At 69.4% G+C, this 12,710-nt stretch carries 14 protein-coding genes; 10 read left to right on the top strand and 4 right to left on the bottom strand.

Features of this window, described 5'->3' with window-relative positions; translation table 11 throughout:
• Positions 1-123: 123 nt before the first annotated feature.
• The gene (locus tag J8M50_RS05800) at positions 124-642 is read right to left on the bottom strand and encodes a GNAT family N-acetyltransferase (protein ID WP_029183506.1); all 519 of its coding nucleotides are present in this window, start codon (positions 640-642) and stop codon (positions 124-126) included.
• Between the two features lie 33 nt (positions 643-675).
• On the opposite strand from J8M50_RS05800, the gene thpR reads away from it, so the two are divergent.
• Positions 676-1,245 carry an RNA 2',3'-cyclic phosphodiesterase gene (gene thpR, locus J8M50_RS05805; RefSeq protein ID WP_010351255.1) on the top strand — a complete coding sequence of 190 codons (570 nt, stop codon included), beginning with the start codon at positions 676-678 and terminating at the stop codon, positions 1,243-1,245.
• Positions 1,246-1,593: 348 nt separating this feature from the next.
• Here the strand turns inward: thpR and J8M50_RS05810 are convergent, their stop codons facing one another.
• Positions 1,594-2,586, bottom strand: a complete 993-nt coding sequence (locus tag J8M50_RS05810; protein ID WP_010351257.1) for an aldo/keto reductase — start codon at positions 2,584-2,586, stop codon at positions 1,594-1,596.
• 225 nt (positions 2,587-2,811) lie between these two features.
• Between J8M50_RS05810 and J8M50_RS05815 the strand changes: the two genes are divergently transcribed.
• From J8M50_RS05815 to J8M50_RS05835, 5 genes are all read left to right on the top strand, one after another.
• On the top strand, positions 2,812-3,333 hold the full coding sequence (locus J8M50_RS05815; RefSeq protein ID WP_010351258.1) for a hypothetical protein: 522 nt from the start codon (positions 2,812-2,814) through the stop codon (positions 3,331-3,333).
• Positions 3,334-3,335: 2 nt separating this feature from the next.
• Positions 3,336-3,716 (top strand): tail fiber domain-containing protein, encoded by a 381-nt coding sequence (locus J8M50_RS05820; protein ID WP_010351259.1) that lies wholly within the window; start codon positions 3,336-3,338, stop codon positions 3,714-3,716.
• A 99-nt stretch (positions 3,717-3,815) separates the two neighbouring features.
• On the top strand, positions 3,816-4,544 hold the full coding sequence (locus J8M50_RS05825) for a 2OG-Fe(II) oxygenase (RefSeq protein ID WP_223786169.1): 729 nt from the start codon (positions 3,816-3,818) through the stop codon (positions 4,542-4,544).
• Between the two features lie 143 nt (positions 4,545-4,687).
• Positions 4,688-5,617, top strand: a complete 930-nt coding sequence (locus J8M50_RS05830) for a nuclear transport factor 2 family protein (protein ID WP_010351261.1) — start codon at positions 4,688-4,690, stop codon at positions 5,615-5,617.
• A gap of 128 nt (positions 5,618-5,745) precedes the next feature.
• Positions 5,746-6,516, top strand: coding sequence for an aminoglycoside adenylyltransferase domain-containing protein (locus J8M50_RS05835; RefSeq protein ID WP_075661502.1), 771 nt, complete (start codon positions 5,746-5,748; stop codon positions 6,514-6,516).
• Between the two features lie 14 nt (positions 6,517-6,530).
• Here J8M50_RS05835 and J8M50_RS05840 read toward each other — a convergent pair whose 3' ends face one another.
• Positions 6,531-7,208 carry a GDSL-type esterase/lipase family protein gene (locus J8M50_RS05840; RefSeq protein WP_010351263.1) on the bottom strand — a complete coding sequence of 226 codons (678 nt, stop codon included), beginning with the start codon at positions 7,206-7,208 and terminating at the stop codon, positions 6,531-6,533.
• An 88-nt stretch (positions 7,209-7,296) separates the two neighbouring features.
• Between J8M50_RS05840 and J8M50_RS05845 the strand changes: the two genes are divergently transcribed.
• Positions 7,297-8,265 (top strand): YncE family protein, encoded by a 969-nt coding sequence (locus J8M50_RS05845; protein WP_010351264.1) that lies wholly within the window; start codon positions 7,297-7,299, stop codon positions 8,263-8,265.
• Position 8,266: 1 nt separating this feature from the next.
• On the opposite strand, the gene J8M50_RS05850 is transcribed toward J8M50_RS05845, so the two are convergent.
• Positions 8,267-9,055, bottom strand: a complete 789-nt coding sequence (locus J8M50_RS05850; protein ID WP_010351265.1) for a TetR/AcrR family transcriptional regulator — start codon at positions 9,053-9,055, stop codon at positions 8,267-8,269.
• A 150-nt stretch (positions 9,056-9,205) separates the two neighbouring features.
• On the opposite strand from J8M50_RS05850, the gene J8M50_RS05855 reads away from it, so the two are divergent.
• From J8M50_RS05855 to J8M50_RS05865, 3 genes are all read left to right on the top strand, one after another.
• The gene (locus tag J8M50_RS05855) at positions 9,206-10,177 is read left to right on the top strand and encodes a daunorubicin resistance protein DrrA family ABC transporter ATP-binding protein (RefSeq protein ID WP_010351266.1); all 972 of its coding nucleotides are present in this window, start codon (positions 9,206-9,208) and stop codon (positions 10,175-10,177) included.
• Positions 10,174-10,995: an ABC transporter permease gene (locus J8M50_RS05860; protein WP_010351267.1), complete on the top strand. Its 822-nt coding sequence runs from the start codon at positions 10,174-10,176 to the stop codon at positions 10,993-10,995. The genes J8M50_RS05855 and J8M50_RS05860 overlap by 4 nt, the downstream gene beginning before the upstream one ends.
• A gap of 104 nt (positions 10,996-11,099) precedes the next feature.
• On the top strand, positions 11,100-12,623 hold the full coding sequence (locus tag J8M50_RS05865; RefSeq protein WP_010351268.1) for a cellulase family glycosylhydrolase: 1,524 nt from the start codon (positions 11,100-11,102) through the stop codon (positions 12,621-12,623).
• Positions 12,624-12,710 lie beyond the last annotated feature (87 nt).

Consider the following 12,710-nt stretch of genomic DNA (forward strand, 5'->3'; position numbering starts at 1 on the left):
TGGTACGGGGGTGGGGGTACGGCGCGGTCTGGGCTCGGGTGGGTCCGGGGCGCGCCGTATCCGTACGTCTGGGGAGGGGTACGGGGCGTGGCTCTGGAGGGGTAGCTCTGGAGGGGTACGGGGTCAGACGCGGCGTTCCAGGAGTTGTCCCGGCCAGCTGTCGTTCACGGTGAACGCGTGGGTCGGGGTGAAGCCGTTGGCCTCGTAGTAGGCGACCAGTCCTCGGTCGTCGCCCGCGTAGCAGTCGACGCGCAGGAGGGAGACGCCGGCCGCGCGGGTCGTGCGGGCGGCGTGGGCGAGGAGGGCGCTGCCGATGCCATGACCTTTGTAGCGGCGGTCCGAGGCGAGCCAGTGGATGTAGCGCTCGGGTTCGCCGGGGGAGGGGAGGTGGGCGAGGTAGGCGCCGGGGGCGTCGGTGAGGGTGAGGGTCGCGGCGGGGACGCCGTCCGCCTCCGCGATGTACGTCACGCCCTCGTCCATGTACCGGGTCACCGACTCCACCGTCTTCGGGTTCTCCGAGAGCGGCTTCGACCCCCACTGTCCGGTACGGCCCTGCGCCGCCAGCCACTCCACGGCGCTGTCGAGCATGGTGAGGATGACGGGTATGTCACCCGGGGTGCCTTCTCTGATCGCGATCTCCATGCCGACCATCATGCCGGGCGGCACAATCCCGGTATGAGACTCTTCGCCGCCGTCCTGCCGCCGGAGCGGGTTCGTGCCGAACTCGACGCCGTGGTGGGTGAGTTGCGCACGCTCCCCGACGCGGACGCACTGCGCTGGACCGGGCGGGAGGGGTGGCACTTCACCCTCGCGTTCTACGGGGACGTGGACGACGACGTCGTACCGGAACTGTCGGCCCGGCTGGAGCGCGCGGCCGGCCGCACCGAGCCCTTCGAACTCGCCGTGCGCGGGGGCGGGCAGTTCGGGCAGGGGCGGGTGGTGTGGGCCGGGGCGGCGGGGGAGGTCGCGGCACTGCGGCTGCTCGCGGACCGGGCGGAGGCGGCGGGGCTCAAGGCCGGGGTGGAGATGGAGCACCGGCGGTACAAGCCGCATCTGACGCTGGCGCGGAGCCGGGAGGGGGTGGCCGCGGAGGCGTACGTCGAGGCGCTGGACCGGTTCTCCGGGCGGGGGTGGCGAGTCGGGGAGCTGGCGCTGGTGCGGAGTGAGCTGCCGAGGTCGGGGGTTACGGGGGAGAGACCGCGCTATGAGGTGGTCGGTCGGTGGGGGCTCGGCGGGGCCGGTTAGGCTCGGTGGTGTGGATCCTAAGACCCGGAACCGGATCATGGCCGGTGCGCTTGTGTTGATGTTCGCGGTGGTGGCGGTGGCGGCGGCTGTGGGGAGGTAGGGCTTGGGTGGGGGTACCTGCGGGCTACCTCCCAGGTAGGGGGTACCCGAGAGGTAGCTCCCGGGTATGGGGTACCGAGGGCGTACCTCTCGGGTACGGGGTACGTGCGGGGTAGCTCCCAGGTACGGGGTACCGGAGGCGTACCTCTCAGGTACGGGGTACGTGGGAGGTAGGTCTCAGGTACCCCCTACGGGAGGCGTCCCCCTCGGGTACGGGGTACCGGAGGGGTAGCTCTCAGGTACTGCCCCCTACCAGGCGAACGCCTCCGGCGACGGGCCCGGGCCCGGGAACACCTCGTCCAACCCGGCCAGCAACTCCTCGCTCAGCTCCAGCTCCACCGCGCGGATCGCCGACTCCAGCTGTCCGGCCGTACGCGGGCCGACGATCGGGCCGGTCACGCCGGGACGCGTGAGGAGCCAGGCCAGGGCGGTCTCGCCGGGGTCGACCCCGTGCTTGTCGAGGAGATCCTCGTACGCCTGGATCTTGGCCCGGACACTCGCGTCGGCGATCGAGTCGGCGGCGCGGCCCGAGGCGCGACGGCCGCCCTGGACCTCCTTCTTGAGGATGCCGCCGAGGAGCCCGCCGTGCAGCGGGGACCAGGGGATCACGCCCACCCCGTACTCCTCCGCCGCAGGTATGACCTCCATCTCGGCGCGCCGCTCGTACAGGTTGTAGAGGCACTGCTCGCTGACCAGCCCGTACGAACCGCGGCGCGCGGCGGCCTCGTTGGCCTGGGCGATCTTGTAGCCGGGGAAGTTGGAGGAACCGGCGTACAGGATCTTGCCCTGCTGGATCAGGACGTCGACGGCCTGCCAGATCTCCTCGAAGGGGGTCAGGCGGTCGATGTGGTGGAACTGGTAGAGGTCGATGTAGTCGGTCTGGAGCCGCTTGAGCGACGCGTCGACCGCGCGGCGGATGTTCACCGCGGAGAGCTTGTCATGGTTGGGCCAGGCGTCGCCGTCGGCGGCCATGTTGCCGTACACCTTGGTCGCGAGGACGACCTTGTCGCGGCGGGCGGCGCCACCGGCCGCGAACCAGTTGCCGATGATCTCCTCGGTGTGGCCCTTGTTCTCGCCCCAGCCGTAGACGTTCGCCGTGTCGAAGAAGTTGATGCCGGCGTCCAGCGCCGCGTCCATGATCGCGTGGCTGTCGGCCTCGTCTGTCTGCGGACCGAAGTTCATCGTGCCGAGTACCAGTCGGCTGACCTTGAGTCCCGTGCGTCCGAGCTGTGTGTACTTCATGGTCCTCAAGCCAACGACTTGGAGTGGACTCGACGCAAGCGACTTCAGGAGTAGGAATCTTGACCGCCCAAGTCAGCGCCCCCGGTCGTCAGTTCACTCGATAGAAGGCATCTCCGATCTTCATGCAGTATCGCCGGGCGGGCGCCCTTACAGTCTGCGTGCCGTCCGGATGGGACGGCATCCGTCGCTGACACATGGGAGTGGGACGTGAGGTCTTCGGGGCGTATGGCTGTCTCGGCAATGGCCGTGGCTATGGCGGCGCTGGGAGTGGGAAGTGGTGCCCCCGCGTCCGCCGCCCCCACGGCGACGCCGTCGTGCGGCGGGGCGGAATGCCCCAGCCTGAAGCCGACCAGGCTCACGGCCAGCCAGGCCAGCCTGAATGTCACCCAGATGCAATTGGAGAACATCAACGCGATGGCGTCCGACGCGGTGACCGGGGAGCCCATTCGCGGCGCGAAGATCGTGTTCGCCACCATGGGCGGCAGGACGCTGGGGACGGCCTACACGGACTACGACGGCATCGCCGCGATCGCCGCTCCGGAGAACCTGGGCCCTGGAACCCTCCAGGAACTGCTGGGCGGCTACGAAGCCGCAATGGTCGGCGACGGCGTTCACGCCCCGGCCGGGGCCCACGGAGCGATCACGATCGGCACTGACCAGGGCCCCGGTGTCCCGGGCGCCCCATGCTCCGTCTGCAGCGACCGTGCGCTCAAGCAGGACGTGGTCCCGGTCGACTGGAGCCGGTAGCCGTGCGGATCTTCCGTCGGCGCTCCCGGGCGGCTGACCGCGGTACCCCGGCACGGCTTCGAGGTGAGGCGCGGGAGAGCAGCGGTACGGCGCCGGTCGGCCCGGTCAACGGCTACGCGGTCCTGGAGACCGTGGCCGCGCTGCCCGTCAGTACCTGGCGCTACCTCTGGGAGCCCGAAGGCGTACGTCACCTGGGGCCGATGGCTCAGGACTGGCACGCCGCCTTCGGCTTCAACCAGGACGACACCACCATCCCCGTCGTCGACGGCCTCGGCGTCGCCCTGGTGTGCATCCAGGCACTGAACCGCCGCGTGGAAGAGCTCACGGCTGAAGTGGATCGTCTGCGAGAAGCCGCGGGCGTGAACACCTCCGGGGCCGTGTGACGACGCCGGACGGCCTGTTGCTCCGGCGCTCGGCCGGGGAAGGCCGGTCGCCGAGCGCGGCCCACGGTCGCCATCTCTTCCCTCAGAAGGCAAGACACCATGACAAAGCAGGACGCATTGGTACGAAACGACACCCTGACGGGGCCATCCCAGGCGATGGATCTGCGGTCACCGGTGTGTACGGACGCGGTCTGGCGGCTTCCGGTGACGGTCTGTCGCATCACCCAGTTCCTGGGTGAGCAGACGGCCGGCGCCTTACTGGAGCGCGCCATCGCCTCCGCCGACGACACCTTGAAGCCCTCCATGATCCGCGACCAAGAGGTGGTCCCCGACTTCCGCCGGTCCCGCTCGCGCCACGACTTCGCCGCGCCTGAGCTGATGGCGGCCATCGACGAGGTGCTGGAGGCGGTCGAGCACACGCTCCAAGTCTCCTGCCGGCACACCGAACCCAGCTACAGCCTCAACGCGCACAACGACGGCGACTTCTACCGGCCGCACCAGGACACCAGCGTCGAGTTCGCCACCCGACGTCTGCTCACCTTCGTGTACTACCTGCATCGCACGCCCCGGCCTTTCGACGGAGGCGAGCTGCGTGTGTTCGACGCGGCCATGCCACTGCACACCGAGACAGCCGGGAGATGGCAGGAGCGCACCTGGCGGGACTGGGAGCCCGAGCACGACAGCATCGTGTTCTTCCTCCCCACTGCCTGGCATGAGGTACGGCCGGTCAGCTGCCCGAGCAAGCAGCACGCGGACAGCCGTTTCGCCATCAACGGCTGGCTGTGCAGCCCCGACCCCTCGAACCGCGGGAATGACGCGAGCCCGTGAGGCACATCGTCCACGGGGCGCGAATACCTGCGAGTGCTATCTAGAAGTTAGCGCTTCCCTGTGGTTAGGATCAGGGTCGAGGGGTGAGGTTGAAAGTTCAAGCTGACCCCTACCTGAGAGCCATGCCTCTGGAAGGAAACACCGTGTCCCCCACCACGTCCGCCCGTCGGATACTCGCCGCGGTCCTCGCGGCCGGTGCTCTGACGGTCACCGCCGCCACCGTTCCCGCCGTCGCGGTGCCGTACGACCGGCCCGGTCACGTGTCCGTCGACTCGCCGCTGCGTCTCGCGTACCAGAAGGACGTCGCCGTCCGGGTCCTCAAGGGGGTCTTCGAGCGGGGTGACGGGGCCGTCGTCGACCGGTACGTCCGCGCCGACTACATCCAGCACAACCCGTTCGCGCCCGACGGTGCCGCGACGCTGAAGAACCTCGGCACGTCCGTCCACCAGCAGTTCCCCGACGCGAAGTACGACGTCAAGAGGGTCATCTCCGAAGGTGAGTTGGTCATCGTCCACTCCAACGTCGTTCTCACGCCCGGGAGTTCGGGGAGCGCCGTCTTCGACATCTTCCGGTTCCAGGGCGGGAAGATCGCCGAGCACTGGGACACCGGGCAGAACGTGTCCGACACGACCGCCAACGGCAACGACATGTTCTCCACGGTGAGTTGGCCTCGTACCCAGCAGCCCGGGCCGGCGTGGCTGACGTCGTACAACAAGAAGCTCGTGGTGAAGGCGTTCGACCAGTTGATCGTGCGGAAGGATGTCGGCGCGATCGACCGGTACTGGAGCACCGACTACCAGCAGCACAACCCGAACATCCCCAACGGTGCCGCCGGCGCCAAGGCCGGGCTCGGCGCGTACTTCGCCCAGTTCCCCCAGTTGAAGGTCGAGCCCAAGCGGGTCATCGCCGAGGGCGACCTCGTCGCCGTCCACAGCCACTACATCCCGGCGCCCGGTCAGCGGGGTCAGGCGATCGTGGACCTGTTCCGGGTGCGGGGCGGGAAGATCGTCGAGCACTGGGACGTCATCCAGGACGTGCCGGAGACTTCGGCGAACGACAACACGATGTTCTAGGACGGGCGCTGGGGACTCCGGGGGTAGTACCGGAGTCCCTGAGGGCCAGGTCGATGGCGGTGCCGGTCAGGTCGGCGTCGTGCAAATGTGCTTGCGGCCACCACCTCGACGCCGCCTACCGTGCCGTCATGGGGACGACCGGAGAGTGGCGGAGCGGCATCGTGCTGGGGTGCAGGGAAGCGGAGTTGTTGCGTGAGGTCGTCGGGGAGGGGGAGTTGCTCGGGGTTTATCTGCATGGGTCGGCTGTGTTGGGTGGGCTTCGGCCGCGCAGTGACATCGATGTGCTCGGGGTGGTGTGGCGGTCTTTGAGTGCACGTCAGAGGCGTGTGCTCGTCGATGAGTTGTTGGCTCTGTCCGGGCAACATGGGTATCGGTACGTCGAGTTGACCGTCGTCGTGCAGGGGGAGGTGCGGCCCTGGCGGTTTCCGCCCGTCTGCGATTTTCTCTACGGGGACTGGCTGCGGGGGGAGTTCGAGGCCGGGGGGCTGCCCGTGCCGGAGGTCAGTGCTGATCTGGCGCCCGTGCTGACCATGGTTCTTCAGGGGGACGCGCCTCTTCTCGGCGGCCCTCCTCCGGCCGCCCTCCTCGACCCCGTCCCGCACGCCGATCTTCTGCGCGGGATCACCGCGGGCGTCCCGGACCTCATGGCCGACCTGGAGCACGACACCCGGAACGTCCTGCTGACCCTCGCCCGTATCTGGATGACCCTCGGTACGGGGGTCGTAGGCGCCAAGGACGAGGCGGCCCGGTGGGCGGAGGCGAGGTTGGCGGGGGAGCACCGGGCCGTGCTGGCGCGGGCTCGGGCGGCGTACCTGGGGGAGGGCCAGGAACCGGGGGACGGAGCGAGGGGATGCGCCGAGGCGATGGTCGAGGTCATCGCAGGGTTCGGTCCCCCGTAGGTACTACCCGGGGACTACCCCTCCTCGTAGGGTCCGCCCATCCCCCACCCCTGATACATCGCCTCCGCGAACGCCTCCGCCAGCTTGTGCTCGCCGCTCGCGTTGGGATGCGTCCCGTCGTACGTATCCGTATCGATGTCGTACCTGGGAGGGATGGACGCGAGGAGCAGCGGCGACCCCGGCTCGTCGAGGTCGGCGACCGCCTTCGCGAGGAGTTCGTTGAAGAGGTCGACCTGTTCGGCGAACGCGGGGTCCGCGGTGGCGCGGACGTTGGGGATGACGGGAAGGACGACGGCACGGACGCGGGGGCGCGCGGCGCGGGCCGCGGCGATGAACTCCCGTGCGTTTTCCGCCGTTTGCTCCGCGTTCGTATAGAAACCCAGGTCGATGAGGCCGAGGGAGACGAGCAGCACATCCGCGCGTCCGGCGCGCACCGCGTCACCGATCAGCGGAACCATATGCTGCCACCCCTCACCCCACCCGGCGAGGTGCCCGCGCGGGAAGTCGGGTTCGGCGTACGTGTATGAGACCGGAGAGTTAGCTCCCTGGTCGTACAACGTCTCGCGCGGCCCGACCAGCGTGAACGGGCCGCCGTACGTGGCACACAGATGCCGCCAGAGCCGGTACCGCCACGTGTGGTCGCCCGCGCTGCCGATCGTCATGGAGTCACCGACGGGCATGAACCTGAGCATCCGCTCATGATGGACGATCGCCGCCCCGGCCGGGGTGTGAGTCCCGACACCTCGCGTGTCGCGCCGCGCGGGGTGGCAGGCTGGGGACATGCGCCGACCGTTCGCCGTCCTCGCCGGGTTCCTGCTCGTGGGGGCCCTCGCCGTACCCGCGTCCGCCGACGACGGCGGGTTCACCATCAAGGACCCGCGGATCAAGGAGTCCAGCGGCCTCGCCGCCTCGCGCCGGCACCCGGGCGTCTACTGGACGCACAACGACAGCGGTTACGGCCCGCAGATCTACGCCGTCGACAGCGCCACGGGCAAGACGGTCGCCACGGTCACGCTGCGCGGCGTCGGCACCCCGCGCGACGTCGAGGCGATCTCCATCGGCCCCGACAACCAGATCTACGTGGGCGACATCGGCGACAACTTCAACGGCCGCTGGCCCTACCTGTGGATCTACCGGCTCCCTGAACCGGTAGTACTCAAGGACCAGACGGTCAGGGCGACCCAGTACATCGTCAAGTACGCGGACGGCGGGCGCGACGCCGAGTCGATGATGGTCCACCCCAAGACCGGCCGGGTGTACATCATCGACAAGAAGGAGGACGGCGGCCACCTGTACGAGGGCCCCGCCCGCCTCACCGCGTCCGGCGACAACATCTTCAAGCCCATAGCTCCGGTGGACCTCTGGGCCACCGACGCCGCGTTCTCCCCGGACGGCCGGCAGCTGGTAGTACGCGGGTACTTCGGAGGTATCACCTACGACTGGAACGGCGGCAGGATCAAGAAGACCGGCCGCCTCGACGTCCCCCTCCAGCGCCAGGGCGAGTCCGTCACCTACTCCGCCGACGGCAAGAAGCTGCTGTACGGCAGCGAGGGCACGGAGAGCGGCGTGGTCGCCCGGGACGCCCCCGGCGCCGACAAGTCCTCGCCCTCCAAGGGGAGTTCGACCGCCTCCGGCTCCGGTTCCCCGAGCGACGGCGACTCCGGCGGCGGGGTCACCAAGGGCGCGATCGCCATCGCCGTCGTCTGCGCGGCGGTGTTCGGGCTACGGCGACTGCTGCGCCGCAGCTGAGTCACTCCCCGGCGCGCTCCTCGGCACCGCGCCGGGCGACGAGCGCTTCGAGGCCGTCAAGGATGCGCTGGAGCCCGAAGCCGAAGTGATCGAAGGAGGAGGTCCAGGTGCCGGCGTCGAGAGAGGCGAGCACCGGGAACCGTCCCGACTCCATCACCCTGGAGAGGTACGGGGACTGCGCCTCGTAGAACTCGGACGTCGTCATACCCGAGGCGCGCTCGGCCTCCTGGTAGTACACCTGGGTACGCGCCGCGCCGACGACGTACCCCTCGACCGCCATGATCGCCGACACCAGCTCGGTGTCGGTGAGCCCCATCGGCCGGATCCGCGCGAGCACCTTCTCCATGCCGTCCATCGCGCTCGGCCCGAGCAGGGGGCGGGAGCGGCTGGCGGGTAGTACCCAGGGGTGACGGTGGTAGAGGCCGAGCATGGAATGGGCCATGACCTCCAGAGCCTCCCGCCAGGAGCCGTCGCCGAGGTCGCCGAGGTCGCCGGGGTCCTGCGCGACCCGGTTCACCCGGTCCAGCATCAGCTCGACCAGCTCCGACTTGCCGGGGACGTAGCGGTAGAGCGACATCGCTCCCGTGCCGAGTTCGGCCGCGACCCGGCGCATCGACACCGCGTCCAGGCCCTCCCGGTCGGCGATCTCGACGGCGGCCTCGACGATCCGGTCCAGGGTGAGCGTCGGCCTCGGACCGCGCGCGGGGCGGCGGGCGCCCTCCCAGAGGAGTTCGAGCGTGCGCGTGATCTGGTCCCGGCAGTGCTGGGCCTGGTCCTGGCTGCTCGTCATGGGGGCAGTCTAGTTCCGGGCCGAAAAACCGAGTACGGCGTACGCGAAATCGGGTACGGTGTACTCGGTTATCAGGTGGGGGGCAGGACCCGAGAGCTACCGCCCGAGAGCCACTACCTCAGAGCTACGACCACGGAGTTAGGGGACCCCATGGAGTACGCCGTCCGCGCCGAGGCATTACGCAAGAGCTACGCCGGAAAACCCGCCCTCGACGGCTTCGACCTGACCGTCCGCGCAGGCACGGTCCACGGGCTGCTCGGCCCGAACGGAGCCGGCAAGACCACCGCCGTCCGCATCCTGGCCACCCTGCGCCGCCCCGACGGCGGCACCGCGGAGGTCGCCGGGCTCGACGTGGTCCACAGGGCGCGCGAGGTGCGCGCGCGGATCGGGCTCACGGGCCAGTACGCGGCGGTCGACGAGGTCCTCACCGGCAGGCAGAACCTGGAGATGTTCGGTCGCCTCTTCCACCTCGGCGGCAGGCGGGCCCGGCAGCGCGCCGCCGAACTCCTGGACCGCTTCGGCCTGACCGAGGCCGCCGACCGGGGCGTCGACGGCTACAGCGGCGGCATGCGGCGCCGGCTCGACCTCGCCGCGTCGATGATCCTCGCCCCCGCGGTCCTCTTCCTCGACGAGCCGACGACCGGCCTCGACCCCCGGGCCCGGGGCGAAGTCTGGGAATCCGTACGGGCGTTGGTAGCGGACGGTACGACGGTCCTGCTCACCACGCAGTACCTGGAGGAGGCGGACCGGCTGGCCTCCCGCGTCACCGTGCTCGACCGGGGCCGGTCCATCGCCGACGACACCCCCGACGGCCTCAAGGACATGATCGGCGGCGACCGGATCGAGGTCGTGCTCGCCGAACGCGCCGACATCCAGCGGACGGTGAAGGTGATGGCCCGCGTCGCGGACGCCGAACCCGAGGCAGACGAAGGCGAGTTGAGGGTCCACGCCACCGTCACCGACCGGGTCTCCGCACTGACCGCGGTGGCCCGCACCCTCCAGGACGAGGGCGTGCGGGTCGAGGACATCGGCCTGCGCAGGCCCAGCCTCGACGATGTGTTCCTGCGCCTGACCGGCCACCGCACCGAGACCGGCCCGACCGCGAAGGAGGCCGCCGCGTGAGCACCCTCGACCTGACCCCGGTCCGCGAACACGGCCGCGCCTACTGGGCGTTGGCCGACTGCTGGAACCTCGTCCGGCGGGGACTCACCCACTACCGGCGCCAACCGGTCAACATCCTCTGGCAACTGGGCTTCCCGATCCTCTCCGTCCTGCTCTACGGCTACGTCTTCGGCAGCGCGATGAACGTGCCGGGCGGCGGGGACTACAAGGACTTCCTGATGCCGGGGATGTTCGTCATGACGATGGCCTTCGGGTTCATCAACACGGCGACGGTCGTCGTGTACGACGCGCAGAAGGGGGTCGTCGACCGGTTCCGCTCCATGCCGATGGCGTCCTCGGCGGTCGTCGCGGGGCGTGGGGTGACCGATCTCCTCGTCGCCTGCGCCGAGTTGGCCATCATGATGCTCACGGCGCTGGCCATCGGGTGGCGTCCGGAGGGGAGTTGGGGATTCGTCGGCGCCTTCGGGCTGCTGCTGTGGCTGCGGCTGGCGCTGATCTGGCTGGGGGTGTGGCTCGGCTTCGTCGTCCCCAACCCCGAGGCGGCGGGCGGGCTGTTCGCCGTGGCCTTCCCGCTGACGATGCTCTCCAGCGTCTTCGTCGCGCCCCAACTCATGCCGGACTGGCTCGGGTTCGTGGCCGCGTGGAATCCGATCTCGGCGACGGCCGGGGCGACCAGGGAACTCTTCGGGGCACCGGCGGGAGCGGGGGACACCTGGGTCGAGCAGAACGCTCAACTGATGGCCCTCGTCTGGCCGTTGATCCTGGGTGCGCTCTTTCTGCCGCTGGCGGTGGGGAGGTTCAGGAAGCTCGGGAAGTGATGTCGTAGTCCTTGACGGGGTGATGGGACCGGTCTTCTCTGGGAGGTGCGGAAGTGGGAGCGCTCCCATGTTCCGGATCCGCACCCCCGAGAGGAACAAGGGACATGTTCCGCAACGTGCGAAGAGCACTGTGCGCGGTGGTCGCCGCGCTGCTGCTGCCTCTGGGCCTGGCAGTCGCGCAACCGGCGAGGGCCGCCGAGGCGCCGGGAGCCGGGTACTGGCACACCAGCGGCCGTCAGATCCTCGACTCGGCCGGACAGCCCGTCCGGGTCGCCGGGATCAACTGGTTCGGCTTCGAGACCGGCAACTACGTGGTCCACGGCCTGTGGTCGCGCGACTACAAGAGCATGATCGACCAGATGAAGTCGCTGGGCTACAACACGATCCGCATCCCGTACAGCGACGACATCTTCAAGTCCTCGACCGTCCCCAACAGCATCGACTTCTCCAGCGGCAAGAACGCCGACCTCCAGGGCCTCAACTCCCTTGGCGTACTGGACAAGCTCGTGTCGTACGCCGGCCGGGACGGCCTGCGCGTCATCCTCGACCGGCACCGTCCGGACTCGGGCGGACAGTCCGCCCTCTGGTACACCGCGGCCGTCCCCGAGCCGACGTGGATCGCCAACTTGAAGTCCCTGGCGTCCCGTTACGCCGGGAACCCGGCCGTCGTCGGCATCGACCTCCACAACGAGCCGCACGATCCCGCCTGTTGGGGCTGCGGGGACACGGCGACCGACTGGCGGCTGGCCGCCCAGCGCGCCGGGAACGCCGTCCTGTCGGTCAACCCCGACCTACTGATCTTCGTCGAGGGCATCCAGACCGTCAACGGAGTCTCCGGCTGGTGGGGCGGCAACCTGATGGGCGTCGCGCAGTATCCGGTCCAACTCTCCGTCCCCAACCGGCTGGTGTACTCGGCGCACGACTACGCCACCAGCGTCGCCCAGCAGAGCTGGTTCAGCGACCCCACCTTCCCGAACAACATGCCGGGGATCTGGGACAAGTACTGGGGCTACATCTTCAAGCAGAACATCGCCCCGGTGTGGGTGGGCGAGTTCGGTACGACGCTCCAGGCGTCCGTGGACCAGAAGTGGCTGGCGGCGCTGGTGAGTTACCTGCGCTCGACGTCGGCGAACGGCGCCGACTCCTTCCACTGGACGTTCTGGTCGTGGAACCCCAACTCCGGTGACACCGGCGGGATTCTGAAGGACGACTGGCAGACCGTCGACACGGTGAAGGACGGCTACCTCGCGAGCATCAAGGCGCCGGCCTTCCCACCGGTCGGTAGTGGCAGTGGCGGTGGCGGAGGCGGCGGAGGTGGTGGCGGGAGCGCCGCCTGCACCGCGACCTACGCCGTCACCAGCGACTGGGGCGGCGGCTTCAACGGCGAGGTGAAAGTGGTGAATTCGGGGACGACGGCCATCTCGTCGTGGAAGGTCGCCTGGAGCTTCCCCGGCTCCCAGCAGATCTCCACCATGTGGAACGCGTCGTACACCCAGAGCGGGGCGTCGGTGACCGCCGTCAACGCGGCCCACAACGGGGCGCTGTCCGCGGGGAGTTCGGCCACCTTCGGGTTCGGTGCCGCGCCCGGCGGGGGCAGTGCGCCGAGCCTGACCTGCACGGCGACCTGAACTGCGCGAAGGGCGCCCGGAGTTCACCGGGCGCCCTTCAGCGTCGTACGGGTGCACGGCGGACAACTACGCCGTGCGGCAAGGGAG

Source organism: Streptomyces acidiscabies (assembly GCF_020010905.1).
Lineage (GTDB): Bacteria > Actinomycetota > Actinomycetes > Streptomycetales > Streptomycetaceae > Streptomyces > Streptomyces acidiscabies.

What these genes read in the sequence shown, in the direction of transcription:
- J8M50_RS05865 (WP_010351268.1), top strand. Translation starts at nt 11,100, where the DNA reads ATGTTCCGCAACGTGCGAAGAGCACTGTGCGCGGTGGTCGCCGCGCTG.
- J8M50_RS05800 (WP_029183506.1), bottom strand. Translation starts at nt 642, where the DNA reads ATGGAGATCGCGATCAGAGAAGGCACCCCGGGTGACATACCCGTCATC.
- thpR (WP_010351255.1), top strand. Translation starts at nt 676, where the DNA reads ATGAGACTCTTCGCCGCCGTCCTGCCGCCGGAGCGGGTTCGTGCCGAA.
- J8M50_RS05825 (WP_223786169.1), top strand. Translation starts at nt 3,816, where the DNA reads ATGACAAAGCAGGACGCATTGGTACGAAACGACACCCTGACGGGGCCA.
- J8M50_RS05845 (WP_010351264.1), top strand. Translation starts at nt 7,297, where the DNA reads ATGCGCCGACCGTTCGCCGTCCTCGCCGGGTTCCTGCTCGTGGGGGCC.
- J8M50_RS05840 (WP_010351263.1), bottom strand. Translation starts at nt 7,208, where the DNA reads ATGCTCAGGTTCATGCCCGTCGGTGACTCCATGACGATCGGCAGCGCG.
- J8M50_RS05810 (WP_010351257.1), bottom strand. Translation starts at nt 2,586, where the DNA reads ATGAAGTACACACAGCTCGGACGCACGGGACTCAAGGTCAGCCGACTG.
- J8M50_RS05850 (WP_010351265.1), bottom strand. Translation starts at nt 9,055, where the DNA reads ATGACGAGCAGCCAGGACCAGGCCCAGCACTGCCGGGACCAGATCACG.
- J8M50_RS05855 (WP_010351266.1), top strand. Translation starts at nt 9,206, where the DNA reads ATGGAGTACGCCGTCCGCGCCGAGGCATTACGCAAGAGCTACGCCGGA.
- J8M50_RS05815 (WP_010351258.1), top strand. Translation starts at nt 2,812, where the DNA reads ATGGCTGTCTCGGCAATGGCCGTGGCTATGGCGGCGCTGGGAGTGGGA.
- J8M50_RS05835 (WP_075661502.1), top strand. Translation starts at nt 5,746, where the DNA reads ATGGGGACGACCGGAGAGTGGCGGAGCGGCATCGTGCTGGGGTGCAGG.